The 21,690-nt window shown below is 66.0% G+C and carries 24 protein-coding genes; 13 read left to right on the forward strand and 11 right to left on the reverse strand.

Going from position 1 to position 21,690, the window contains the following annotated elements; translation table 11 throughout:
- Positions 1–47: 47 nt before the first annotated feature.
- The gene (locus U9J33_RS03275) at positions 48–449 is read right to left on the reverse strand and encodes a DUF1489 domain-containing protein (protein ID WP_324697861.1); all 402 of its coding nucleotides are present in this window, start codon (positions 447–449) and stop codon (positions 48–50) included.
- A gap of 24 nt (positions 450–473) precedes the next feature.
- Positions 474–1,913, reverse strand: coding sequence for a magnesium transporter (gene mgtE / locus U9J33_RS03280; RefSeq protein WP_132469858.1), 1,440 nt, complete (start codon positions 1,911–1,913; stop codon positions 474–476).
- A 165-nt stretch (positions 1,914–2,078) separates the two neighbouring features.
- On the opposite strand from mgtE, the gene U9J33_RS03285 reads away from it, so the two are divergent.
- Positions 2,079–2,549, forward strand: coding sequence for a peptidylprolyl isomerase (locus tag U9J33_RS03285; RefSeq protein WP_185998143.1), 471 nt, complete (start codon positions 2,079–2,081; stop codon positions 2,547–2,549).
- Between the two features lie 71 nt (positions 2,550–2,620).
- Here the strand turns inward: U9J33_RS03285 and U9J33_RS03290 are convergent, their stop codons facing one another.
- The 5 genes from U9J33_RS03290 to U9J33_RS03310 all read right to left on the reverse strand — a co-directional run bounded on the left by U9J33_RS03290 (position 2,621) and on the right by U9J33_RS03310 (position 6,897).
- Positions 2,621–3,367, reverse strand: coding sequence for a DUF2059 domain-containing protein (locus U9J33_RS03290; RefSeq protein ID WP_324697865.1), 747 nt, complete (start codon positions 3,365–3,367; stop codon positions 2,621–2,623).
- A 77-nt stretch (positions 3,368–3,444) separates the two neighbouring features.
- On the reverse strand, positions 3,445–4,329 hold the full coding sequence (locus tag U9J33_RS03295; RefSeq protein ID WP_054436945.1) for a LysR substrate-binding domain-containing protein: 885 nt from the start codon (positions 4,327–4,329) through the stop codon (positions 3,445–3,447).
- Positions 4,330–4,382: 53 nt separating this feature from the next.
- Entirely contained in the window at positions 4,383–5,306 is a 924-nt protein-coding gene (locus U9J33_RS03300; RefSeq protein ID WP_054436947.1) for a hemolysin family protein, read from the reverse strand.
- A gap of 22 nt (positions 5,307–5,328) precedes the next feature.
- On the reverse strand, positions 5,329–5,820 hold the full coding sequence (gene ybeY, locus U9J33_RS03305; protein ID WP_132469860.1) for an rRNA maturation RNase YbeY: 492 nt from the start codon (positions 5,818–5,820) through the stop codon (positions 5,329–5,331).
- A 33-nt stretch (positions 5,821–5,853) separates the two neighbouring features.
- Positions 5,854–6,897, reverse strand: a complete 1,044-nt coding sequence (locus U9J33_RS03310; protein ID WP_054437017.1) for a PhoH family protein — start codon at positions 6,895–6,897, stop codon at positions 5,854–5,856.
- A 276-nt stretch (positions 6,898–7,173) separates the two neighbouring features.
- Between U9J33_RS03310 and U9J33_RS03315 the strand changes: the two genes are divergently transcribed.
- Together U9J33_RS03315 and U9J33_RS03320 are read left to right on the forward strand one after the other, a co-directional pair.
- Positions 7,174–7,665, forward strand: coding sequence for an RcnB family protein (locus U9J33_RS03315; RefSeq protein WP_054436949.1), 492 nt, complete (start codon positions 7,174–7,176; stop codon positions 7,663–7,665).
- Positions 7,666–7,809: 144 nt separating this feature from the next.
- Positions 7,810–8,394 carry a hypothetical protein gene (locus U9J33_RS03320; RefSeq protein WP_324697872.1) on the forward strand — a complete coding sequence of 195 codons (585 nt, stop codon included), beginning with the start codon at positions 7,810–7,812 and terminating at the stop codon, positions 8,392–8,394.
- Here the strand turns inward: U9J33_RS03320 and U9J33_RS03325 are convergent.
- Positions 8,378–9,100 (reverse strand): alpha/beta fold hydrolase, encoded by a 723-nt coding sequence (locus tag U9J33_RS03325; protein ID WP_324697874.1) that lies wholly within the window; start codon positions 9,098–9,100, stop codon positions 8,378–8,380. The two genes, U9J33_RS03320 and U9J33_RS03325, sit on opposite strands and share 17 nt — an antisense overlap.
- Entirely contained in the window at positions 9,097–10,431 is a 1,335-nt protein-coding gene (gene miaB, locus U9J33_RS03330) for a tRNA (N6-isopentenyl adenosine(37)-C2)-methylthiotransferase MiaB (RefSeq protein ID WP_185998140.1), read from the reverse strand. The genes U9J33_RS03325 and miaB overlap by 4 nt, the downstream gene beginning before the upstream one ends.
- Before the next feature lie 282 nt (positions 10,432–10,713).
- On the opposite strand from miaB, the gene U9J33_RS03335 reads away from it, so the two are divergent.
- From U9J33_RS03335 to tatC, 10 genes are all read left to right on the forward strand, one after another.
- A complete protein-coding gene (locus tag U9J33_RS03335) occupies positions 10,714–11,016 on the forward strand; it encodes a hypothetical protein (protein WP_054436956.1) in 303 nt (100 codons plus the stop codon).
- A gap of 117 nt (positions 11,017–11,133) precedes the next feature.
- Positions 11,134–11,889 carry a hypothetical protein gene (locus U9J33_RS03340; protein ID WP_324697877.1) on the forward strand — a complete coding sequence of 252 codons (756 nt, stop codon included), beginning with the start codon at positions 11,134–11,136 and terminating at the stop codon, positions 11,887–11,889.
- A gap of 173 nt (positions 11,890–12,062) precedes the next feature.
- The gene (gene argS, locus U9J33_RS03345) at positions 12,063–13,811 is read left to right on the forward strand and encodes an arginine--tRNA ligase (RefSeq protein WP_324697879.1); all 1,749 of its coding nucleotides are present in this window, start codon (positions 12,063–12,065) and stop codon (positions 13,809–13,811) included.
- Positions 13,812–13,814: 3 nt separating this feature from the next.
- Entirely contained in the window at positions 13,815–14,642 is an 828-nt protein-coding gene (locus tag U9J33_RS03350) for an SPOR domain-containing protein (protein ID WP_324697881.1), read from the forward strand.
- A 148-nt stretch (positions 14,643–14,790) separates the two neighbouring features.
- Entirely contained in the window at positions 14,791–15,801 is a 1,011-nt protein-coding gene (gene nagZ / locus U9J33_RS03355; RefSeq protein WP_324697883.1) for a beta-N-acetylhexosaminidase, read from the forward strand.
- 2 nt (positions 15,802–15,803) lie between these two features.
- On the forward strand, positions 15,804–16,616 hold the full coding sequence (locus U9J33_RS03360; protein WP_324697885.1) for a ScpA family protein: 813 nt from the start codon (positions 15,804–15,806) through the stop codon (positions 16,614–16,616).
- Between the two features lies 1 nt (position 16,617).
- Positions 16,618–17,268, forward strand: coding sequence for an SMC-Scp complex subunit ScpB (gene scpB / locus U9J33_RS03365; RefSeq protein WP_185998137.1), 651 nt, complete (start codon positions 16,618–16,620; stop codon positions 17,266–17,268).
- Positions 17,269–17,375: 107 nt separating this feature from the next.
- On the forward strand, positions 17,376–17,618 hold the full coding sequence (locus tag U9J33_RS03370) for a twin-arginine translocase TatA/TatE family subunit (protein ID WP_185998136.1): 243 nt from the start codon (positions 17,376–17,378) through the stop codon (positions 17,616–17,618).
- A gap of 24 nt (positions 17,619–17,642) precedes the next feature.
- Positions 17,643–18,065 (forward strand): Sec-independent protein translocase protein TatB, encoded by a 423-nt coding sequence (tatB, locus tag U9J33_RS03375; RefSeq protein WP_324697888.1) that lies wholly within the window; start codon positions 17,643–17,645, stop codon positions 18,063–18,065.
- A 12-nt stretch (positions 18,066–18,077) separates the two neighbouring features.
- On the forward strand, positions 18,078–18,896 hold the full coding sequence (gene tatC, locus U9J33_RS03380; protein ID WP_054436971.1) for a twin-arginine translocase subunit TatC: 819 nt from the start codon (positions 18,078–18,080) through the stop codon (positions 18,894–18,896).
- Between the two features lie 70 nt (positions 18,897–18,966).
- On the opposite strand, the gene U9J33_RS03385 is transcribed toward tatC, so the two are convergent.
- Both U9J33_RS03385 and U9J33_RS03390 read right to left on the reverse strand, forming a co-directional pair.
- Positions 18,967–20,658 (reverse strand): amidohydrolase, encoded by a 1,692-nt coding sequence (locus U9J33_RS03385; RefSeq protein WP_420719873.1) that lies wholly within the window; start codon positions 20,656–20,658, stop codon positions 18,967–18,969.
- 26 nt (positions 20,659–20,684) lie between these two features.
- Positions 20,685–21,581: an NAD(P)-dependent oxidoreductase gene (locus U9J33_RS03390; RefSeq protein ID WP_054436973.1), complete on the reverse strand. Its 897-nt coding sequence runs from the start codon at positions 21,579–21,581 to the stop codon at positions 20,685–20,687.
- Positions 21,582–21,690 lie beyond the last annotated feature (109 nt).

The following is a 21,690-nucleotide window of genomic DNA, read 5'->3' on the forward strand; positions in this document are numbered from 1 at the left end:
GGAATGCTCCGCTTTGGCGCGGGACAGGCCTTTTGCACCCGTCCCTGTCAGACCAGTCCCAGCTTGGCCAGTTCGCGGGCGAGCGCAGGGGGCATGGCATCGCCGGCGCTCTCGCCCTCGCCAAGGTCGCGCGGGGCCTGTTCCTCGGCAAGATAGCGCCACCCCTGATGGGCGCGCTTGGGCTGGGTGACGACCGGGATCAGGCTGGGGGCGAGGCGGATGTGCCAGCGCCCGTCCTCGCGTTGCTCGAACCCGAGGATGGGCGAGCGGCCGATCAGCGCATGTTCGTAGATCCAGTAGAGCGAGCCGCCGACCATCTCTTCCTGCCGCTTGGGCAGGTAGCGGGTGGTCAGGCGGGCTTCACCGATCGCTTCGTGGCTCTCCAGCCAGGCGCGCAAGTCCGCCGGGCTCTCGGCGGAAAAGGCGATCTTGGTCATGTGCAGCGGCATGGGCGCTAGATAGGTACTGGAGGTTTAACCCACCAGACCGGAAACCGTCGCCAGCCCGAGGAAGACGAGGAAGCCCATCGAGTCCGTCGTCATCGTCACGAAGATGGACGATGCGATGGCCGGGTCCGCCTTGAGCCGTTCCAGTGTCAGCGGCACGAACACGCCCGCCATGCCGGCGATCAGGATATTGGTCATCATCGCCAGCGCAATGACCAGGCCCAGCGTGACATTGCCGAAGATCAGGCTGACGACGATGCCGATGACCACAGCGATCGTGCAGCCATTCAGCAGCGCGATGGACATCTCGCGCCGCACTGCGCGCCAGGCGTTGGACGCGGTAAGCTGGTTGGTGGCCAGCGCGCGAACGGTGACGGCCAGCGTCTGCGTACCGGCATTGCCGCCGAGGCCCGCCACGATCGGCATGAGCGTGGCCAGCGCGACCATCTTCGAGATCGTCCCTTCGAACATCGCGATGACCGACGAGGCGAGAGTGGCGGTGAGCAGGTTGGCGATCAGCCAGCGCACGCGCGCCGAATAGGCATCGCGGATCGGCTCGTTGATGTCGCCGTCGCCCGCGCCGGACAGCAGCAGGGTATCCTCGCCCGCTTCTTCCTGAATGATGTGGACGATGTCGTCGACCGTGACCTGGCCGATCAGCCGCCCGGCCTCGTCGACCACGGCGGCGGAGATCAGCGCATATTTCTGGAAGCGCAGCGCGACTTCCTCCTGGTCCATGTCGGCCGGGATCAGGGTCTGGTCGCGCGCCATCACGTCGTAGAGCGGGATGTTGCGGGGGGTGCGCAGGATCCAGGAGAGCGCGCAAGTACCGATCGGGCGGTGCATCGGATCGACGATGAACACTTCCCAGAACTCGGTCGGCAGCTCGCGGTGTTCGCGCAGGAAATCGATGAGGTCGCCGACGGTCATCGATTCGTGGACGGCCACGAAATCGCGGCTCATCAGGCGGCCGGCGGATTCTTCCGGATAGGACAGCGCGTTTTCGATGGCGGCGCGGTCTTCCGGCTCCATCTCGGCGAGTACGGCCTGCTGGTCCTCCTCGTCGAGATCCTCCAGCATGGCGACCGCGTCGTCGGTATCGAGCTGTTCGGCGATCTCGGCGACGACTTCGGCGGGCAGCGCCTCCATCAGCGCCTCGCGCACCCAGTCGTTCAGCTCGGCGATGACCTCAACGCCCATCAGGTCGCGGATGGCGCGGGCCAGACCGAGACGCTCGTTCTCGTCGACCAGCTCGAACAAGTCGGCGATGTCGGCGGGGTGGAGCGGTTCGACGAGATCGTAGACGCGCTCGAAATCCTCGTCGTCCAGCGCGTCCTTAACGCTGCGGACGAATTCGGCCTTCAGGCGGTTGTCGTCGTCGAGGCTTTCGGACGGCGCTTCGGGAGGAGCGTCCTGCGCTTCATGGGCGCGATCCTTCAGCTCTTCTTCGAGGTCCGTTTCCGTCATGCTGGCCGGTCTACGCGCCATTTTCGCAATTGCAACAGCGCGCATTCGATTTGCCGGGCCGAGGCCAAACTACCATGTCCTGACGTGACATTGCCGCGCCATTCCCTATATCGGGCGCCAATGCCCGACCGGCGCGCAGCTCGCGCCGGCAGAAGGAGATAGGCAATGGCTGACGAATACCTGACGCTCACTCTCGACACCGGCAACGGCGAAGGCGGCGACGTCAAGATCAAGCTGCGCCCCGACCTCGCCCCCGGCCACGTCGAGCGCATCAAGGAACTGACCGGCGAAGGTTTCTACGACGGTATCAAGTTCCACCGCGTGATCCCGGGCTTCATGGCGCAGGGCGGCTGCCCCAACGGCACCGGCATGGGCGGTTCGGAAAAGCCCGACCTGCAGGCGGAATTCAACGCCGAACCGCACGTGCGCGGCGTCTGCTCGATGGCCCGCACCAGCTATCCGCACTCGGCCAACAGCCAGTTCTTCATCTGCTTCGACGATGCACGCTTCCTCGACAAGCAGTACACCGTGTGGGGCCAGGTGGTCGAAGGCATGGAACTCGTCGACGCGCTGCCCAAGGGCGAGCCGCCGCGCGAGCCGGGCAAGATCGTCAAGGCGACCGTTTCGGAAGGCTGATCCTTTCCGGGCTCTTGCCGACAGTGAAAAGGGCGGTGCCGCTGGCGCCGCCCTTTTTCGTTACCCCTTCGTTACTGCGCGGCCTTTGCCTTTTCGCTCTTCTCGAGCTCCGTTTCCGATATGCCGAGCAGTTTCGCGAGGCGGGCCTTCTCGCTCTTCGAAAGGTCCGTGTAGCTGCGCGGTGCCGGCAGTCCGGCGCTGGCGGCCTTCACCTTTTCGACGATGGACGGCATCTGTTCCATCAGCTTGGGAGCGAAGGCCTGCATCTTCTCCATGACTTCGGGCGACATCATGATGAGATAGGAATCGGCGGCATAGGCCTTGCCGGTCGGCGTCGCGAAGAAGGTGTTGAGTTCGTCGAGCTGGGCGGCGGTGTACTTCCCGGCATAAGCCTGCGTCAGCCCGGCGCGAACGTCCGGTTCGACCTGGGTCATCAGCGGGATCATCTCGCTCATCATGGTGCGCGTGGAGATCTGCATGCGCTGTTTGAAGGCCGGATCGTAGATTTCCATGATCTCGGCGAGGGAGGCGGGACCAAGCTTCCCGGGATCGACGCCGCTCAGCCCCGCCAGCTGCCGGAGCGGCATTTTCATGGTGGAATCCATGATGGAGTCCATCATCTTGTCGAGCGTGCCGTTCATCAGGCGGGCGTAAGTCCCGGCTGGAAACACGTAGTCCACCGTCTGGCGGGCGGCGGCGATGCGGGCGGGGTCGGTGACGGGGGTGGCAGCCGCCGGTGCGGCAGGCTCCGCGGCCCATGCCGGCGCCGTCGATGCAAGGACGGCCGCCGTGGCAGCGGTAAGGAAAGCGGATTTCATGCAAGGCCCCCGGATGTCGCGATAAAGTCGCTTGCAACATAGACCGCGCGGCGATCCGGGGGAATGGTATTCGGGCGTCAGAGACCCGCTTGCAGCAGCCATTCGTGGAAGATGCGCACCGGGCGCGATTCCAGGGCTTTGGGCTTGCAGACGAACCAGTAGCGGTAGGGGCTTTCCACATCGATATCGAACAGCCGCGCCAGGCGGTTGTCGTGGCTGCGGCGGAAGTGGTCGTCGTGCATGATGGCGATGCCGAGGCCTTGCGCCGCCGCTTCGAGCACGAGCTGGCCGGAGTCGAAACGGTCCACCGATGCCGGTTCCAGCTTAGACAGGCCGATCGCGTTCTTCCACGCGTCGAGGCTCTGCGGGAGGTCCTGATGGATCAGGAACGTCTGCTTGGACAGGATCGCCTCGTCCGGGACGTTGCCGATCTCCTGCGCCATCTCCTTGGAGGTGATCGCGTAGACCTTGTTGTGGTCAAGCTGGATGCGGTAATAGGCCGGGTCCGGCTCGGGCGAGAGGATGATCGCGGCGTCCAGCGTGTCGCCTACGCGGTCTTCCAGATGGGCGCCGGTGTCGATGTCGATGTGCAGGCGCGGGTGCAGCTTGCGCAGTTCCGGCAGGCGCGGGAACAGGCGCTGGCCGCCGAACAGCGAAGGCACGCCGAGATGAAGGCGCAGCACCTGGCCACGGTCGATCTGCGATTCCACCGCTTCGGCCAGTTCTTCCAGCTTGGGGCCGACCACGTTGTAGAAGGCCATGCCTTCGTCGGTCAGCTTCATCGACTGGTGCTGGCGCGTGAACAGGCGCTTGCCGGTGAAGTCCTCCAGCGCGGCGACGCGGCGCGAGAGGGCGGAAGGCGAGAGTGCCAGTTCGTTGGCCGCCGCCTTGGCCGAACCGAGGCGGACGACGCGGACGAAGGCTTCAAGCGCGCGCAGAGGTGGGAGACGACGTACAGGCAATGGCTTGTCTTTTCACTCGGGGTCTGGAGCCGCCGGCAGGGCGGCACCATGGGTTAATCTGTCTCTTCGGCCGATTCCGTGGCCGGAGGATGGAGGCGAAGCCGCGTGACGCGTCGCTCGTCGCCGTCGGTGACTTCTATGCGCCAGCCGCTGTCATGCTCCAGGACGGTGCCGACCTGCGGAACCTGTCCGGCCAGCACGAAAGCAAGTCCGCCCAGGGTATCCACGGCTTCCTCGACTTCGGCCAGGCGCGGGTCGATCCGCTCCGCAACGTCATCGAGTTCGACGCGGGCATCGGCGTCCCAGATACCGCTCTCTTGCGAAATTAGCAACTCCTCGGGGGCGTCGTCGTGCTCGTCCTCGATATTGCCCACGATTTCCTCGACGAGGTCCTCGATGGTGATGATACCGTCGGTGCCGGTATACTCGTCGATGACGACGGCGAGGTGCGTGCGCTGGGCCCGCATGTCCACCAGCACGTCGAGCGCGCCGCGGGACTGCGGCACGTAGAGCGGCTGGCGCAGCAGGGCCGACCAGTCCTCGGGCGGCTGTTCGCCGCGGGCGAGGATCGGGAACACGTCCTTGATGTGGATCATGCCCTTTATCGCGTCGAGCGATTCGCCATAGACCGGCATGCGGCTGTGGCCATGTTCGGCAAAGGCCTCGACCACTTCGGCCCAGCTTGCCGAGGCTGGAATCGCCACGATCTCGCTGCGCGGCACGGCGACGTCGTCGGCATCGTGCTCGCTGAAGTGGAGCAGATTGCGGAGCATCTGCCGTTCAAGCTGGGATAGATCGCCGTTGGCGGGACCGCTATCGTCGGCGTCGCCTTCGTGCTCGTTGATGACGTCCTCGATCTGTGCGCGAAGCGACTGATCGCCGTCGTTCTGGAAAAGTCGCCTGAAGACACGCCAGAGCGTGCCTGTACTGTCCCCATCTCCCGAGCCGGACTCGGTATGGCGGCCATTGTCGGCCATCGTTTTATGATACCCCTACAGGTTAAGATCTGTCGCCATATGGGTCGGCAATGCCGATGAGGGCAAGAGCCTTTGTTTCGAGGGCCTCCATTGCCTCGGCATCATCGTCCGAAATCTCGTGATCGTGCCCCGCAAGGTGCAGCAGGCCGTGGATGATGAGGTGGCTGGCATGGTGTTCCACCGGCACGCCTTTCTCCTGCGCCTCACGCGCGCAGGTCTCGAAGGCGAGGGCGAGATCGCCCAGCATTTCGGGCGGGCCGTCCGGTGCGAGGGCCAGCAGGTCGGCGCGTTCGAGCATGGGGAAGGAAAGCACGTTGGTGGGCTTGTCCTTGGCCCGCCATTCGCGGTTCAGGACGTGGACTTCCTCGTCCGATGTGAACAGCAGGCTGGCGAGAAGCCGCGGATTTTCAAGCTCCGGGGCCACTTCCACCAGCGCTTCCAGCGCGGCTTCGGCAAGGTCGGCCCAGTCGGTCGCAGGGGGCCAGGGCGCTTCGATATCGATTTCGAGATCCATCCCTGGCCCCTTGGCGCAAAATGCCGCTCGGCGCTACTCCGGCTTCTGTGCCGACGGATCGACGTAAGGCCCTTCGTAAGCCTCGACGATCCGGCCCACGATCGGGTGGCGCACGACGTCCTGCACGGTGAAGCGCGTCACGTCGATGCCTTCGACGCCTTCAAGCCGGCTCACCGCGTCGGCCAGGCCGCTCATGCGGTCACCGCCGGGGATGTCCACCTGCCGGGGATCGCCGCAGACGACCATGCGGCTGTTCTGGCCGAAGCGGGTGAGGAACATCTTCATCTGCTCGCGCGTGGTGTTCTGCGCTTCGTCGAGAATGACGAAGGCATCGGCCAGTGTGCGGCCGCGCATGAAGGCGATCGGCGCGATCTCGATCTCGCCGCTTGCCAGACGGCGCTCCACCTGTTCGGGCGGCATGCAGTCGTAAAGCGCGTCGTAAAGCGGGCGCAGGTAGGGATCGACCTTGTCCTTCATGTCGCCCGGGAGGAAGCCGAGCTTTTCGCCCGCCTCCACCGCCGGGCGGGAAAGGATCAGCCGCTGGACTGAACCGGTCATCAGCTGCGAGACGGCCTGGGCCACCGCAAGGTAGGTCTTGCCCGTACCTGCCGGGCCGAGCGCGAAGATCACGTCCGACCGGTTGAGCGCGCGCATATATTCGATCTGCATCGCGGAGCGGGGCACGATCGTCTTGCGGCGGGTGCGGATCATGATCGGCGGGGCGCCGGTGTCACCCGAGATGATGCCTTCGAGGGTGGGCTCAGCCGACATCGCGATCAGCGATTCGACCGCGCCCGAATCGAGCGCCTGACCCTGTTCGAGGCGGTGATACATGCCCTTGAGCGTGTCGCGCGCGCGGGCGACGGCATCTTCGGGGCCCTCGATCTGGATCTTGTTGCCGCGCGCGGCAATATAGACGCCGAGCCGGTTTTCGACTTGCACGAGGTTTGAATCGAACTGGCCGAACAAGGCCCCCAGCAAAGTCTGTTCGTCGAACTCGACTTCGACACGCGCCCGGCGGTGTGCTTCGGGCCTGAACTGCGCCGGTTCGCCGGCACGTGCTGCTTTGCGGGCCATGTGCTCCTTTCGAATGAGGATGCTTCGTTCTGTCTCGAAGATGGCTCCGCGCATCGTTTCCTGCAAGGCGCTTCTATTCGAAAATTGCTCGCTTCATGGGGGATAACCTCCCGTTTCGGCGCGCTGCCCGCGATTTGTCGCAGGCTTGCGACACACCTGAAATTTTCCTGCAAACAACATTTTAAGTCCGTTCAGCTTGCGGGGTGCAAACCTGAACTCACAGACCGACCAGGCCCCTTCGGGGATCATGGGTCGCTCGGTTCAAGGAGAAGCATAATGCGCAAGTTCATCATGGCCGCCCTGGCAGCAAGCGTCATCATTCCCGCAGCGGCGGTGCCGACCATGGCTTCGGCGCAGAGCGCCCGCGAAGTCCGCGAAAGCGCCCGCGATGTCCGCCAGAGCGAACGCCGCGTCGATCGCGACGTGCGCCGCGGCGATTACCGCGCGGCCGACAAGTCGCAGCGCCAGCTCAACCGCGACCGCCGCGAACTGCGCGAAGACTGGCGCGACTATCGCCAGGCCCATCGCGGCGATTACCGCCGTCCCGCCTATGTCGGCCCGCGCGGCTATCACTATCGCCCGGTCGCCGTCGGCCACCGCTTCCAGCCGTCCTACTACGGCAGCCGCTACTGGGTGAACGACTATGGCCGCTATCGCCTTCCCGCGCCGCGCGCCGGCCATCGCTGGGTTCGTTACGGCAATGACGTGGCCATGGTGAACATGCGTTCGGGCCGGGTCGTCACCATCCACAATGGTTTCTTCTGGTAAGAATACCGCCGCCGGGCTTGACCCGGGCGGGTCGCGGAGGGCCTCCGGCAAAAGCCGGGGGCCCTTTCCATGCGTGCCGTTCGTGCGCCGTCTGCGACAGGGCGATCTTGCGGCAGGGGTGGGCAAGCGGCTAGCCTTGCGGGCATGAGCAGGAAAACTCCCGCCGCCAGGATTCTGGCGCTCGCCCCCGTTCTGGTCCTTGGCCTCTCGCTGGCGGGCTGCAAGAAGGATGCCGCCCCGCCCGAGGCCACCGCTTCGGCGGAACCGGCGGAGGATGTCACCGCACCCGCAACGATGACGGTGGAGGACTGGATTCGCGCCAATCACAAGGATGCGCTCTCCACCGACCTCGGCAAGTTGCAGTACGCCGCCGCCGAGACCGACCTCGACGGCGACGGCATGCCCGAGGTGCTCGTCTATCTCGGCGGGCCGATGTTCTGCGGCACCGGCGGATGCAATCTCGTGGTGCTGAAGCGCGAGGGCGCCGATCTTCGCAAGGTGAGCGAAACCAGCGTCGTCCAGCTTCCGGTGGGCGTGCTGGAGAGCAAGTCCCACGGTTGGCGCGATCTGGCCGTCACCGTTTCGGGTGGCGGCATGGCGGAAGGTGTCTCGCGGCTGCGCTTCACCGGCAAAAGCTATCCCACCAATGCCAGCGTGGAAGTGAGCGCCGACGCGGAGCCGGTAAGCAAGCCGCTGATCGCGGAAGGCGCGCTCAAGCCGCTCGACTGATAAGCCAGCGGCGGAAGGCGGCGTTGACGGCGTCTGGCTGCTCCATCGGCGCCATGTGCCCGGCTCCCGCGATCACTTCGTAAGTGGCGCCGGGCAGGGCCTGCACCATTTCCTCGGCAAGCCGGGGCGGGGTGAGGGCATCGGCCGCTCCGACCATGACCATGGCGGGCACGGTGACGGTGGCGAGCGTCTCCAGCGAATCGGCGCGGTCGATGATCGCGGCCTGCTGGTCCATGTACGTGCCGAAACCCACGCGCTGGGCCATCTGCACGACCTCCTCGAACAGCGCTTCGGGGCATTCCGGCGCGACGAGCTGGCGCAGCGAACCGCGCAGCACGCTTTCGAAGCCGCGGGTCTGCGCGGTGCGGATCGCGGCGCGGCGCAAGTCCGCCTGTTCCGGGGTGTCCCCCCGCGCATTGGTGTCGACAAGGGCGAGGCGAAGCACCCGCTCGGGCGCGCGGCGCCAGATTTCCATGGCGACATAACCGCCCATCGAGAACCCGGCCACGGCGAACCGTGCCGGTGCCGCTTCAAGCACGCGGCTGGCCATCAGGGCGATCGAATCGTCCTTCAGGGTATCGCCGATGGAGATATCCGCGATCCCCGAAAGGCCCGAGACCTGCGCCTGCCAGACGTGCCGGTCGCAGGACAGGCCGGGGATGAGAACCAGTGCCGCCCGCTGTTCCGCCGCCCGCTCTTCCCTCACGGGTGGCCCGGGCTCAGCAGCCTTGCCGAGATCGCGTTGTAGCCGGCTTCGGTCAGTTCCACCGTCACCAGATCGCCCACCGCGACATCGCCGTCGAAATAGACCGACTGCAGCCATGGCGACTTGCCGAGCCACTGGCCGGGGAACTTGCCCTTGCGTTCCACCAGTACGTCGCAGGTCTTGCCGACCGAGGCCTGGTTGAAGGCGGTCTGGTCCCGGCCCAGCGCGGCCTGAAGGCGCAGGATCCGTTCGGTCATGACTTCGGCGGGAACCTGGCCTGCCATCGTCGCGGCGGGCGTGCCTGCGCGCGGGCTGTACTTGAAGCTGAAGCACTGGGCATAGCCGACCGCATCGACGAGCTTGAGCGTATCCTCGAACTCGGCATCGGTCTCGCCGGGGAAACCGACGATGAAGTCGCCGGAAAGGGCGATGTCCGGCCGCGCCGCACGTACCTTGTCCAGCACTTTGAGATAGCTTTCGGCGGTGTGGCTGCGGTTCATCGCCTTCAGCACCCGGTCGCTCCCCGCCTGTACCGGCAGGTGAAGGTAGGGCATCAGCTTTTCGACTTCCGCGTGGGCCGCGATCAGCCCGTCCACCATGTCGTTGGGATGGCTGGTGGTATAGCGGATGCGGGCGAGATCGGCGATCCCGGCCAGTTCGCGGATCAGCCCGTCAAGGCCGACGCGGCGCCCCCTGGCGTCCTCGCCGGTCCAGGCGTTGACGTTCTGGCCCAGCAGCATGATCTCGCGCGCGCCGGCGTCTACCAGCCGCTTCGCCTCGTCGACCAGATCGGCGTAGGGGCGCGAGACTTCGGCGCCGCGGGTATAGGGAACCACGCAATACGTGCAGAACCGGTCGCAGCCTTCCTGAACGGTGAGGAAGGCGGTGGGGCCCGAGCGCCTGCGTTTCGGCAGGGCGCCGAACTTGGTTTCCGCCGGCATGTCGGTATCGGTGACGCGGCGGCCTTCGCCGGCTTCGCGGATCATGTCGGGCAGGCGGTGATAGGCCTGCGGGCCGACCACCATCTTCACCGCGGGCGCGCGCTTCATGATCTCGTTGCCTTCGGCCTGCGCGACGCAGCCGGCAACGGCGATCAGCGGCGAGGACCCGTCGGCGCGGCGAAGGCGGCCGATATCGGAATAGACCTTCTCCGCCGCCTTTTCGCGGATGTGGCAGGTGTTGAGGACGACGAGATCGGCATCCTCGCCCTCGGGCGCGGCGGCAATGCCCTGTTCGGCGAGCAGTTCGGCCATGCGTTCGCCGTCATAGACGTTCATCTGGCAGCCGAAGCTCTTGACCCGGTAGGTCCTGGGATTCTGGGTGGAAGGCATGGCCGGGCGAATACACGCCTTCGCGCGGCTTTTGAAGGGGCGCCGCCGCGCGGTCGGAACGGTGCCGACTCAGGCATTTTGCGGTTGCAATATGAACAACTGTTAATGTTGGAGATTAACCGTTGTTCAGGCTGGAAATGAACCGTTGTTCATACTCGAAACCCACGGAATGCGCGGGCCTCCGTTCACCTGAGCAGAAGCACGACCGGCCAGAATCGCGTTGTCGGAAAAGCGCTGCTGGGCTTGGACAATTGCACAATTGTTAACAATCAGGAGAATTCCATGTCGCCGTCACTTTTGAAGCTTGCTCCCGCCGTCGTCGTCATGGTTGGCGCCATGGGTCTGGGCGGCTGCGCCAGCAAGGGCTTCGTGCGCGAACAGATCGCGACCGTGAACCAGCGCATCGACGGGCTCGACTCGCGTCTCCAGCAGACCGACGGCACCGCCAAGCAGGCTCTTGCCGAAGCGCAGGCTGCATCGGGCCAGGCCCAGAACAACGGCCAGCGCATCGACCAGCTCAACGGCCGCGTCGATGGCGTCGAGCAGCAGATGGCCCAGGCCCAGCGCAAGCGCGCTCGCAACTGACGGACCGCTTCTGACGGCACGTCCGGGGTTTCGCCCCGGACACTTGCCGGTTACAGGCTGACTATAAGCGTCGGCGCCGCTCCTGGCGCCGACCGTTCTTCCCGAGTGCTCCGATCGATGATGAAGGTGTTCCTGGCGCTGGTCGGTCTGGCCACGCTGGCCGTTGCCCCGGCCGCGCAGGCGGCGAATGCGCCCGCTTCCGCCACTACTGCCGCGAAGAAGGCCAAGGCGCCTGCCGGGAAGACCGGCACTTCTGCGAAGACCGCCGGGAAGAAGCGGGCGAAAAAGGCTGCCCCCGCACCGAAGCCGCCGATGGCGCGTTCCGAGGATACCGCGCGGGTCGCCGACTGGGTGGCCTCCTCCGGCGACAACCGTTCGCTGCCCTATGTCATCGTCGACAAGAAGTCCGCTGCGGTCTTCCTGTTCAATGCCAAGGGCGAACTGGTTTCCGAAGGGCCTGCGCTGGTGGGCATCGCCCTGGGCGACGACGCCACGCCCGGCGTCGGGGCGAAATCCCTTTCCGAGATCGGGCCTGCCGAGAAGACCACGCCTGCCGGGCGGTTCCTTGCCCGGTTCGGCTGGGCCGCGGGACGCCAGCGGGTGCTGTGGGTGGACTATGCGACCTCGGTGGCGCTTCACACCATTCCGCCCGCCAACAAGGAACACCGCCGCGACCGAATGCTGTCGCCCACGATCGAGGACAACCGGATCACTTTCGGGTGCATCAACGTCCCGGTCGCCTTCTACGGCAAGGTTCGCCCGCTGTTCGAGAAGAAGGGCGGATATGTCTATGTCCTGCCCGATACCAAGCCGATCGAGGAAGTGTTCCCGCGCCTGCGCGTCCAGGCATTCGTGAACGCCGGGGCTTCCTGATCCTGCGCTTTCCGGGGCGGCCGGGGCTCCCGCGAGGCGCCATCGCGCATCGCGGCGCGAGCGTGGCTCCGCAGGATTGACCGGGGTCTGCCCCGATCGGGCGTGCCGCGTAAACCCGTCCGTCCTCGTGCAGCCTGTTTCCCTTTCGCCGCACTTCGGCTATCCGCGCGCGGATGAGCGATAACCAGACCCTTTACGCCGCCTTCGCAGGCCACCTCAACGCCGCGCTCGATGCGCTCGAAGCAGCCGGCACGCTGCCCGGCGGCCTGAAGCGAAGCGCGATCACGGTCGAGCCGCCGCGCGATACTTCGCACGGCGATCTTTCGACCAATGCGGCGATGGTGCTCTCCAAGCCCGCCGGCATGAAGCCGCGCGACCTGGCCGAAGCGCTGGTGACGGAGCTGTCGAAGCTCGATTCGGTGACTTCGGCGGAGATCGCCGGACCCGGTTTCATCAACCTTCGCCTTTCCGACGCCACCTGGATCGCCGAACTGCGCGCGATCGGCGCGATGGGCGCGGACTATGGTCGCTCGGCCATGGGCGGCGGCGCCACCGTCAACGTGGAATACGTTTCGGCGAACCCCACGGGTCCGATGCACATGGGCCACTGCCGCGGCGCGGTCGTCGGCGATGCACTGGCGACTCTGCTGGAGTTCGCGGGCCACAAGGTCATCAAGGAATACTACGTCAACGATGCCGGCGCGCAGGTGCAGGTGCTCGCCCGCTCGGCGCATGTGCGTTATCGTGAAGCGCTGGGCCATGACGTCGGCGCGATCCCCGAGGGGCTCTATCCGGGCGAATACCTGATCCCGGTCGGCCAGCAACTTGCCGCCGAATTCGGCGACACTTACGCCGAAGCGCCGGAATCGGAATGGCTTGTGCTGTTCCGCGAGAAGGCCGTTGCCGCCATGCTGGTGATGATCAAGCAGGACCTCGCGCTGCTGGGCATCCATCACGACCTGTTCTCCTCGGAAGCCGAGCTTCAGGCCTCGGGCAAGCCGGACGAGGCCGAGGCATGGCTGCGTTCGAAGGGCCTCGTCTACGACGGCGTGCTCGAAGCGCCCAAGGGCAAGACGCTTGAGGACTGGGAAGCGGTGGAACTGCCGCTGTTCAGGTCCACCCAGTTCGGCGACGATCAGGACCGCCCGATCAAGAAGTCGGACGGCACCTGGACCTACTTCGGCGCCGACCTCGCCTACCACTTCCAGAAGGCCCAGAGCGCCGACGCGCTGGTGGACATCTGGGGTGCTGACCACGCAGGCACCGTCAAGCGCATCAAGGCCGCCGTGGCTGCCATGACCGGCGCCGATGGAGAACCCACGCCGTTCGAGATCAAGCTGGTGCAGATGGTCCAGCTCCTGCGCGACGGCGAGCCGGTGAAGATGTCCAAGCGTTCGGGCAACTTCGTCACGCTGGCCGAAGTCGTCACCGAAGTGGGCAAGGACGTCGTGCGCTTCACCATGCTGACCCGCAAGCCGGAAGCGCAGATGGACTTCGACTTCGCCAAGGTGGTCGAAGCCTCGAAGGACAACCCGGTGTTCTACGTGCAGTACGCCAATGCCCGCGTCCACTCGACCCTGCGCAAGGGTGAGGCCGAGGGCGGATTCAAGCCTTCGTCCGAGCACCTCGAACTGCTGGGCGCGGAAGAACTGGAGCTGGTCAAGCTGGCCGCGCAGTTCCCGCGCATCGTCGAAGCCGCCGCCGCCGCGCGCGAACCGCACCGCATCGCCTTCTTCCTCGGCGACGTGGCGGCCGCGTTCCACGGCTACTGGAATCTCGGCAACGACCGCGTCGAAAAGCGCTTTGTTAACGCCGCCGACGGTAATCTTACCAGCGCCCGGCTTTTCCTGGCGGCGCAGATCGGGCAGCTTGTCCGCAATGGTCTCGCGCTGCTGGGCGTCGAGGCAGTGGAGGAAATGTAAGCCATGGCGAACTGGGGCCAGAATCAGGAAGGCGGAGAGGATCGCAGGGGCACGTTTCACGACGACCTGAACGCGAACCGCTCCGGCAGCATCTCGGGCTACGACGAGCCCGGCCAGATGGAACCCGGCCAGATGGAACCCGGTAAGCTGGAATTGGGCGACGAGGATGTCCGCCTGCCCTGGCTCGAAGGCGAGGATGAGGAATTCGAAGACCAGCAGGGTGGCGGCTCAGGCCAGACCCTGCTGCTCGTCGCGCTGGCGGTCGTTGCCATTCTCGTCATCGTCGGCGGTATCTGGTGGGCTACGCGCCAGAGTTCGGAGCAGCCGCTGGTCGCCAGCGGCGGCGTGATCGAAGCGCCCAAGACCCCTTACAAGACCCGGCCGGAAAATCCCGGCGGAGACGTCGTGGCCGGCACCGGGGATACGAGCTACGCCGTCGCCGAAGGCCAGAGCCGCATCCCGCAGATCGGCCAGGGCGATACGCCGGGTCCGGGCTTCGACGGTCAGCCCGCCCCGCAGCCTTCGCCCGCCGCGAAGCCCGCCGCCAAGCCTTCGCCGGCTGCCAGCGCCGCGGCGAAGCCGGAACCGGTCGTGAGCGGTGTCGGCGTGCAGGTCGGCGCCTATACCTCCAAGCCCACCGCCGAAGCCGGCTGGAATGCGCTCAAGGTGCAATATCCCGCGCTCTCCGGCGTCAGCCACCGGATCGTCGAAGGGCAGGCGGACATCGGCAAGGTCTACCGTCTTCAGGCCGTACCGGGTGATCTCGCGGCAGCGCGGGCGCTGTGCAGCGGCATGAAATCGGCCGGGCTGAGCTGCCAGGTGAAGCAGTAAGGCAGGGGAAAGCAGGGAGCTCCCGGCTTTCCGGGCTCCCCCGTCCCCCATGGCGGGGCGCCGGGGAGGGGGTTCTCCCTGTCCTGTCCACACTTCCCGAAGCCCGAATTCTTGCGAAAATCGCAGAATCCTGTGACCAAGCGCGCTTATGACACCCGCCATCTTTGGCCTTTCCGGGCTGACCCTCAGCGCCGACGAGCGCGCGTTCTTTCGCGATGCCGACCCCGCCGGCTACATCCTGTTCGGCCGCAACGTGCAGGACCGCGAGCAGCTTCGCGCGCTTACCGATGAACTGCGGACCATCCACGGGCGTGATCGGCTTTACATCACCATCGACCAGGAAGGCGGCCGCGTCGCGCGGATGAAGCCGCCGGTATGGTGCGCCTATCCGCCGGGCGAGGTGTTCGACAGGCTTTACGACCTCGCCCCCGCCAGTGCGATCGAGGCGGCGCGGGACAATGCCGAAGCGCTGGGGCTCGACCTTGCGGAAGTGGGCGTCACCGCTGATTGCCATCCGCCGCTCGACGTGCGCCATCCCGGCGCGCACGACATCGTGGGAGACCGCTCCTTCGGCGCCGACCCGATGCGCGTTGCCGCGCTCGGTCGCGCCACGCTTCAGGGCCTTGCCCGCGCCGGGATCGTCGGCTGCGTCAAGCATATCCCCGGCCACGGCCGCGCCATGGCGGACAGTCACAAGGAACTGCCGACCGTCGAAGCCGGCGAAGAGGAACTGGAACGCGACATCGCGCCGTTCCGCACACTGAAGGACGCGGCGTTCGGAATGACCGCGCATGTGCGCTACACGGCCTGGGATGCGGAAAATCCGGCGACATTGTCTCCCGTGGTGATCCGGGAGATCATTCGCGGGCGCATCGGCTTCACCGGCCTGCTGATGAGCGACGACCTCGACATGCAGGCGCTGTCCGGCAGCGTGCCCGAACTGGCCGAGCGCGCGATCGCCGCGGGCTGCGACCTGGCGCTCAACTGCTGGGCGAAGATGGACGACATGGTCGGCATCGCCAATCGCGTGCCGGCTATGCCGGTGCAGGCGGCAGAGCGGATGGAGCGTGCGCTGGCCTCGGTCGCCGGTGCGACGCCGACGGGCACTCACGCCAAACTTCTCGCCCGGCGCGATGCCTTGCTGGCGCAGGCGGCCTGAGCATGGACGCGCCTTCGCAGCTTTCCCTTGACGTTTCCGCCGTCGATGCCGGTTGGGATGGAGAGGAACGGGCCGAAGCCCGCAAGGAAGCGCTCTATCTGGAGATCGACGGCTGGGAAGGGCCGCTCGACCTGCTGCTCGACCTTGCGCGGCGGCAGAAGGTGGACTTGCGCCGTATCTCGATCCTCGAACTGGTCGCGGCTTACCTCGATTATATCGAGCAGGCCGAAGCGCTGCGGCTGGAACTGGCGGCGGACTATCTGGTGATGGCGGCCTGGCTTGCCTACCTCAAGTCCGCGCTGCTGCTCCCCAAAGAGGAGCAGGCCGATCCGGGGCCGGAAGAACTGGCCTTGCGCCTGCAGCTGCGACTGCAACGCCTGGGTGCGATGCGCGAGGCGGCAGCACGCCTGATGGGGCGCGATCGCCTTGGCCGCGATGTCTTCGTGCGCGGCGCGCCGGAAGGTCTCAGGGTGGAGCGCAAGTCGGCCTGGCAGTGCTCTTGGTACGACCTCGTGCGCGCTTATGGCGATGTGAAGGTGCGCAGCCAGCCGGTGGTCCACATGGTTCGCGAACGCATGGTCATGACGCTGGACAGCGCGATTGCCCGCGTATCCTCGATGCTGGGCGTATCGCTGGAGTGGATGGACCTGCGCGATTTCCTTCCCCCTGCGAGCGAAAGCTGGGCCAACCCGCAACTGCGCCGCTCCGCACTGGCCTCCAGCTTCGTCGCCGCGCTCGAACTGGCGCGTACCGGCAGGGCCGAGATCGCGCAGGAACGGACCTTCGGGCCGCTTCGCCTCAAGGCCTGCAAGTAAGATGACACAATCCATGGATGACCTACTCCGCGCGGTGGAGGCGACGCTGTTCGCCGCCGAGCAGCCGCTGACGGTCGAGCAGATATCGAACCACCTCGGACAGGCGGAGGTCCGCTCCGCGCTCGTCCAGCTTCAGGCGCATTACCAGGGGCGCGGCGTGCTCCTGGTGGAACGCGGCAAGCGCTGGCATTTCGAGACCGCGCCCGATCTTGCCCATCTGCTGCGCCGCGAGAAGGAGGACGTGCGCCGCCTTTCCCGCGCCGCCACCGAGGTGCTGGCGATCGTCGCCTATCACGAGCCGGTCAGCCGCGCCGAGATCGAGGCGATTCGCGGCGTGCAGACGGCCAAGGGCACGCTCGACGTGCTGATGGAGGCGGGCTGGGTGCGCGTTGCCGGCCGCCGCGAGGTGCCGGGGCGTCCGGTGATCTACGCGACGACGCCGGATTTCCTGGCACATTTCGGGCTCGGCTCCTTGCGGGAACTGCCGGGGCTGGAGGAACTGCGCGCGGCGGGCCTGCTCGATCCTGTGGATGACGAGATGATCGAAACCGCGCTGCGCCCCGGCAAGGTGCCCGGCGAGGACGAGGAAGCGGCGGCCGATGCCGCAGAGGACGGCGACGACGCGGACCTCTCCCCGGAAGATGACCGCTGAGCGACTGCACTTGGTCAGATCAATGACGGACTGGCAAGTTCGCGCCAAAGTGCCTAGATGGACCCTATGCGATCGGAATCGGTCGCACGGTTTTTGGAGTTGAGGTTATGGGTAGCTTCTCGATCTGGCACTGGATGATCGTCCTGGTGATCGTGCTCGTGCTGTTCGGACGCGGCCGCGTGTCGGAAATCATGGGTGACTTCGGCAAGGGCATCAAGAGCTTCAAGCAGGGCATGAACGAGGAAGAGGCGAGCAAGACGCCGTCCGCTTCGGCCCCGCAGATCACGGCTCAGCAGCCCGACGCTCCGGTTGCTCCGGCGAACGCCGAGAACAAGACCGAGCAGTCGTAAGAACGCGCCGGACCCGCTCTCGCGATGTTCGACGTAGGTGCTTCAGAGCTGCTTCTGATCGTCATCGTGGCGGTCGTTGTCATCGGGCCGAAGGACATGCCCCTGGCAATGCGCACGGCTGGCCGCTGGATCGGCAAGATGCGCAAGATTTCCGGCCATTTCCGTGCAGGCATCGACGCCATGGTGCGCGAGGCCGAACTGGAGGACATGGAACGCAAGTGGCGTGAACAGAACGAAGCCATCATGAAGGCGAATCCGGTCTTGCCGGATATCAACGACATGCAGGCTCCCACTGCTTCGCCTTCGATCCCGCAGCTTGCCGAAGACAAGCCGGTTGCGGATGGCCCGGTTACGGATGCGGGGGCCGACAAGGGCGGCCCCGCCAAGCCCGAAACCGTCTCTTCCAGCGGGAAGGCCGAATTCCACCTCCCGCCGCCGCCCCCCTGATAGAAGCGCGCCATGCAGCCATTCCGCATTTCCGATATCGACGATTCGCAGGCTCCGCTGCTCGATCACCTGATCGAACTGCGGGCCCGTCTGCTGCGGGCTTTCCTCGCCTTTGCGGTAGCGTTCGGCATCTGCTTCTACTTTTCCGGCGACATCTTCTCGTTCCTCGTCCGGCCGTTGACCGAAGCGTTCCCGCCGGGGCAGGGCAAGCTGATCTACACCAAGCTCTACGAAGCCTTCTTCGTCGAGGTGAAGATCGCGCTGTTCGCGGCCTTCTTCGTCAGTTTCCCGGTCATCGCCAACCAGATCTGGGCTTTCGTGGCGCCCGGCCTCTACGCCAAGGAAAAGAAGGCGTTCCTGCCGTTCCTGGTGGCAACGCCGATCCTCTTCACGATGGGCGCGGCGCTGGCCTACTACGTAGTCATGCCCACCGCGTTCCACTTCTTCCTCGGTTTCGAGGGGCAGAAGGGCGGCCTCAAGCTGGAAGCGCTGCCCGGTACCGGCGATTATCTCGCGCTCGTCATGCAGTTCATCCTCGCCTTCGGCATCAGTTTCCTGCTGCCGGTGCTGCTGATGCTGCTTAACCGCGCCGGGATCATCACCCGCGCGCAGTGTGTCAGTGCGCGTCGCTATGCCGTTGTCGCCATCTTCATCATCGCAGCCGTGGCGACCCCGCCGGACGTCGTTTCGCAGCTCCTGCTCGCGGTGCCGCTGCTGGCGCTCTACGAAGGCACGCTGCTGTTCATGTGGTTCACCGAAAAGCGCGATGCGCGCGAAAAGACCCCGGAAGAGGCAGAAGCCCCTGCCGAGAGCGGCACGCCGGTCGCCTGAACCTCCGGCAATATCCTGAACGCCTGAGGCAAGGGGATCTGGCTCCCCTTGCCGGGCTACGCGGCGGGGTTCACTTTCCCGCCTCGTCCTTGGCCGGGATCACGCGGTCCTTGGACGCCGACCATGCCAATTGACCGCCGATCCACGTTTCAAGCACGCGGGTAGCGCGAAGCTTCTCGGGCGTGGCCAGCATCGGGTCGGCATCGACGAACAGAAAATCGGCCCGATATCCCTTGGCGATGCGACCCAGGCGATCCTCCGCGAACATCGCGTAGGCTGCCCCGGTTGTATAGGCATTGAGCGCGGCTTCGCGGCTGAGCGCTTCCTGCGGCTGCCAGCCGTTGAAGGGCTGCCCGTCTGCCCCCTGGCGGGTGATGGCAACGGCAAGGCCGACGAAAGGCTGCGAAGGCTCCACCGGCGTGTCGGAACCGAAGGCCAGCGTTGCCCCCGCTGCCGCGATCGATTTCCACGCATAGGCGCCGGCAAGGCGGTCAGGCCCGAGCCGGGCTTCCGCCATCGTGCGGTCCGAAGCTTCATGCTGGGGTTGCATGGAAGCTATCGTGCCGAATTTTCCGAAGCGGGCGATATCCGCAGGGTCCACGATCTGGGCATGTTCGATGCGCCAGCGCCGGTCGCCCTTGTAGGTCGCCGACAAGTCCTGGATCGAATCGAGCACGGTGGCGTTGGCCTGGTCGCCGATGGCGTGAACGGCGACCTGGAAGTGGTCCATCGCCGCGCGGCTCATGAGATTGCCGAGCTGGGTCTCGTTCAGGCGCGGAAGGCCCTTGTTGTTCGGCGCATCGGCGTAGGGCCGCTTGAGCCAGGCCCCTCGCGAACCCAGCGCACCGTCGAGGTAGAGCTTCACCCCGTTCATCTTCAGCCGGTCTTCATAGAGCCACGGCGTGGGGCGGGGGCCGCCGATCAGCGCCATGTTGTCGATGCCGTCGGCATAGCTGACGATGCGGATGCGCAGGTGCCCCGAATCGGCGGCACGGCGCATGGCCTGCCAGTCCTCGATCGAAGTGCCCATGTCCGCGATCGCGGTGACTCCCTGGGCGAGCAGAGCAAGCTGCGCTTCGCCAAGGGCGGTGTCGCGGTCCTCGGGGCGGGGCTTGGGCAGCTTCGTCTCGATCAGCGGCATGGCGCCGTCCACGAAGACGCCGGAGGGCTGCTTGCCCCCGGTGATGCGCAGGATTTCGCCGCCGGGCGGGGTGGCTGTCGTCGCGGTGATGCCGGCGGCCGAGATGGCGGCACCGTTGGCCCAGCCGGCATGGCCGTCCACGCGGGTCAGCCAGGCGGGCCTGCCGCCCGTCACCCGGTCGAGTTCGGCGGCGGTGGGCATGCGGTCCAGGCCCCATTGTACCTGGTTCCACCCGCTGCCGAGGATCCACGGCGCGTCCGGGTGCGCCGCAGCCCAGGCGGCGACGCGGGAAAGCGCCTCGTCGAGCGATTTCGTGGCCGAGAGGTCCAGCGTCATCTTCGCGAAGCCGGTGCCCATGACATGGCCGTGCGCATCTATCATGCCGGGCACGATCACGCGGCCCTTACCGTCCACCTGATAGTCGACCTTCTTGGGCCGCTTGTCGCCATGGCGGTAGACTTCGGCGATGCGGCCGTCATTGGCGATCAGGAAGCCTTCGAAGCGCTCCACGCCGCCCTTGCCGTCGGGCGTGACGCCATCGACGTTATCGACGAGAACGTCGGCATGGGCTTTCGAGGCCAGCACCGGGGATGCGGCGATGGCCGTGGAGGCGAGCAGCAGCGCGAAGGCTGCGCCGTTCCGTGAATTCACTTGCTGCCCTTCTTCGGGAGGCGCTTGATGATGGCGCTGGTATCGAGACGGCCGCCGCCCTGTGCCTGGATGTCGGCGAAGAACTGGTCGATCAGCGCGGCAACGGGAAGCGAGACGCCGAGCCCGCGTCCCTCATCAAGGCTGAGGCCGAGATCCTTGCGCATCCAGTCGATCGCGAAGCCGAAATCGAAATCGTCGGCGTTCATCGAGTGCCAGCGATTGTCCATCTGCCAGGACTGCGCCGCGCCGCCGGAAATCGCCTCGTAGACCTTGTCCATGTCGAGATGGGAGGCCTGTGCGAAGCGCACGGCTTCGGCCAGCGCGGCGACATTGCCGGCGATGCAGATCTGGTTGGCCATCTTGGCGATCTGGCCGGAGCCCGCCTTGCCGACGTGGACGATGCGGCTGGAATAGGCCTCCATCACCGGATGCGCGGCTTCGACGGCTTCATCGCGGCCGCCGCACATCAGGGTGAGCGTGCCCTTTTCGGCGCCGATCTGCGATCCGGTCATCGGTGCGTCCACGCAATGGATGCGCAGGTCCCGCGCCTCGACCGAGATCTGGCGGGCGATGCGTGCCGAGACGGTGGTGTGATCGATGAACACGCCGCCTTTCTTGAGCATGCGGAACACGCCGTTCGGGCCGAGCACGACTTCCGAGAGATCGTCGTCGTTGCCCACGCAGGTTATCACCACGTCGGCGTCCTGCGCCGCATGGGCAGGGTTGGCGGCAATGCGATGGGCAAGGCCCGGATTGTCTTCGGACCACTTGCGCGCCCGCTCGGGCGAGCGGTTGAAGATGGTGAGTTCGTGTCCGGCCAGCGCGATATGCCGCGCGATCGCGCCGCCCATCACACCCAGCCCGATGAAGGAAACCTTGCGTTTTTCGCTCATGGCAAGGGTTCTAGCGGTTTTTGCACGAAAGCAAACCGCAAGCGGGATCGAATCTGTTCGTTCCGGGGTGGAACATGCGCCTGCACGGCGTCAACGGCGAGCGGCGTTG

The organism is Novosphingobium sp. RL4 (assembly GCF_035658495.1).
GTDB lineage: Bacteria > Pseudomonadota > Alphaproteobacteria > Sphingomonadales > Sphingomonadaceae > Novosphingobium.

Excerpts from the sequence above, each read along its gene's own strand:
- U9J33_RS03275 (WP_324697861.1), bottom strand. The coding sequence starts at position 449 with ATGCCGCTGCACATGACCAAGATCGCCTTTTCCGCCGAGAGCCCGGCG.
- mgtE (WP_132469858.1), bottom strand. The coding sequence starts at position 1,913 with ATGACGGAAACGGACCTCGAAGAAGAGCTGAAGGATCGCGCCCATGAA.
- U9J33_RS03285 (WP_185998143.1), top strand. The coding sequence starts at position 2,079 with ATGGCTGACGAATACCTGACGCTCACTCTCGACACCGGCAACGGCGAA.
- U9J33_RS03290 (WP_324697865.1), bottom strand. The coding sequence starts at position 3,367 with ATGAAATCCGCTTTCCTTACCGCTGCCACGGCGGCCGTCCTTGCATCG.
- U9J33_RS03300 (WP_054436947.1), bottom strand. The coding sequence starts at position 5,306 with ATGGCCGACAATGGCCGCCATACCGAGTCCGGCTCGGGAGATGGGGAC.
- ybeY (WP_132469860.1), bottom strand. The coding sequence starts at position 5,820 with ATGGATCTCGAAATCGATATCGAAGCGCCCTGGCCCCCTGCGACCGAC.
- U9J33_RS03310 (WP_054437017.1), bottom strand. The coding sequence starts at position 6,897 with ATGGCCCGCAAAGCAGCACGTGCCGGCGAACCGGCGCAGTTCAGGCCC.
- U9J33_RS03315 (WP_054436949.1), top strand. The coding sequence starts at position 7,174 with ATGCGCAAGTTCATCATGGCCGCCCTGGCAGCAAGCGTCATCATTCCC.
- U9J33_RS03320 (WP_324697872.1), top strand. The coding sequence starts at position 7,810 with ATGAGCAGGAAAACTCCCGCCGCCAGGATTCTGGCGCTCGCCCCCGTT.
- miaB (WP_185998140.1), bottom strand. The coding sequence starts at position 10,431 with ATGCCTTCCACCCAGAATCCCAGGACCTACCGGGTCAAGAGCTTCGGC.
- U9J33_RS03335 (WP_054436956.1), top strand. The coding sequence starts at position 10,714 with ATGTCGCCGTCACTTTTGAAGCTTGCTCCCGCCGTCGTCGTCATGGTT.
- U9J33_RS03340 (WP_324697877.1), top strand. The coding sequence starts at position 11,134 with ATGATGAAGGTGTTCCTGGCGCTGGTCGGTCTGGCCACGCTGGCCGTT.
- argS (WP_324697879.1), top strand. The coding sequence starts at position 12,063 with ATGAGCGATAACCAGACCCTTTACGCCGCCTTCGCAGGCCACCTCAAC.
- U9J33_RS03350 (WP_324697881.1), top strand. The coding sequence starts at position 13,815 with ATGGCGAACTGGGGCCAGAATCAGGAAGGCGGAGAGGATCGCAGGGGC.
- nagZ (WP_324697883.1), top strand. The coding sequence starts at position 14,791 with ATGACACCCGCCATCTTTGGCCTTTCCGGGCTGACCCTCAGCGCCGAC.
- U9J33_RS03360 (WP_324697885.1), top strand. The coding sequence starts at position 15,804 with ATGGACGCGCCTTCGCAGCTTTCCCTTGACGTTTCCGCCGTCGATGCC.
- scpB (WP_185998137.1), top strand. The coding sequence starts at position 16,618 with ATGACACAATCCATGGATGACCTACTCCGCGCGGTGGAGGCGACGCTG.
- U9J33_RS03370 (WP_185998136.1), top strand. The coding sequence starts at position 17,376 with ATGGGTAGCTTCTCGATCTGGCACTGGATGATCGTCCTGGTGATCGTG.
- tatB (WP_324697888.1), top strand. The coding sequence starts at position 17,643 with ATGTTCGACGTAGGTGCTTCAGAGCTGCTTCTGATCGTCATCGTGGCG.
- tatC (WP_054436971.1), top strand. The coding sequence starts at position 18,078 with ATGCAGCCATTCCGCATTTCCGATATCGACGATTCGCAGGCTCCGCTG.
- U9J33_RS03390 (WP_054436973.1), bottom strand. The coding sequence starts at position 21,581 with ATGAGCGAAAAACGCAAGGTTTCCTTCATCGGGCTGGGTGTGATGGGC.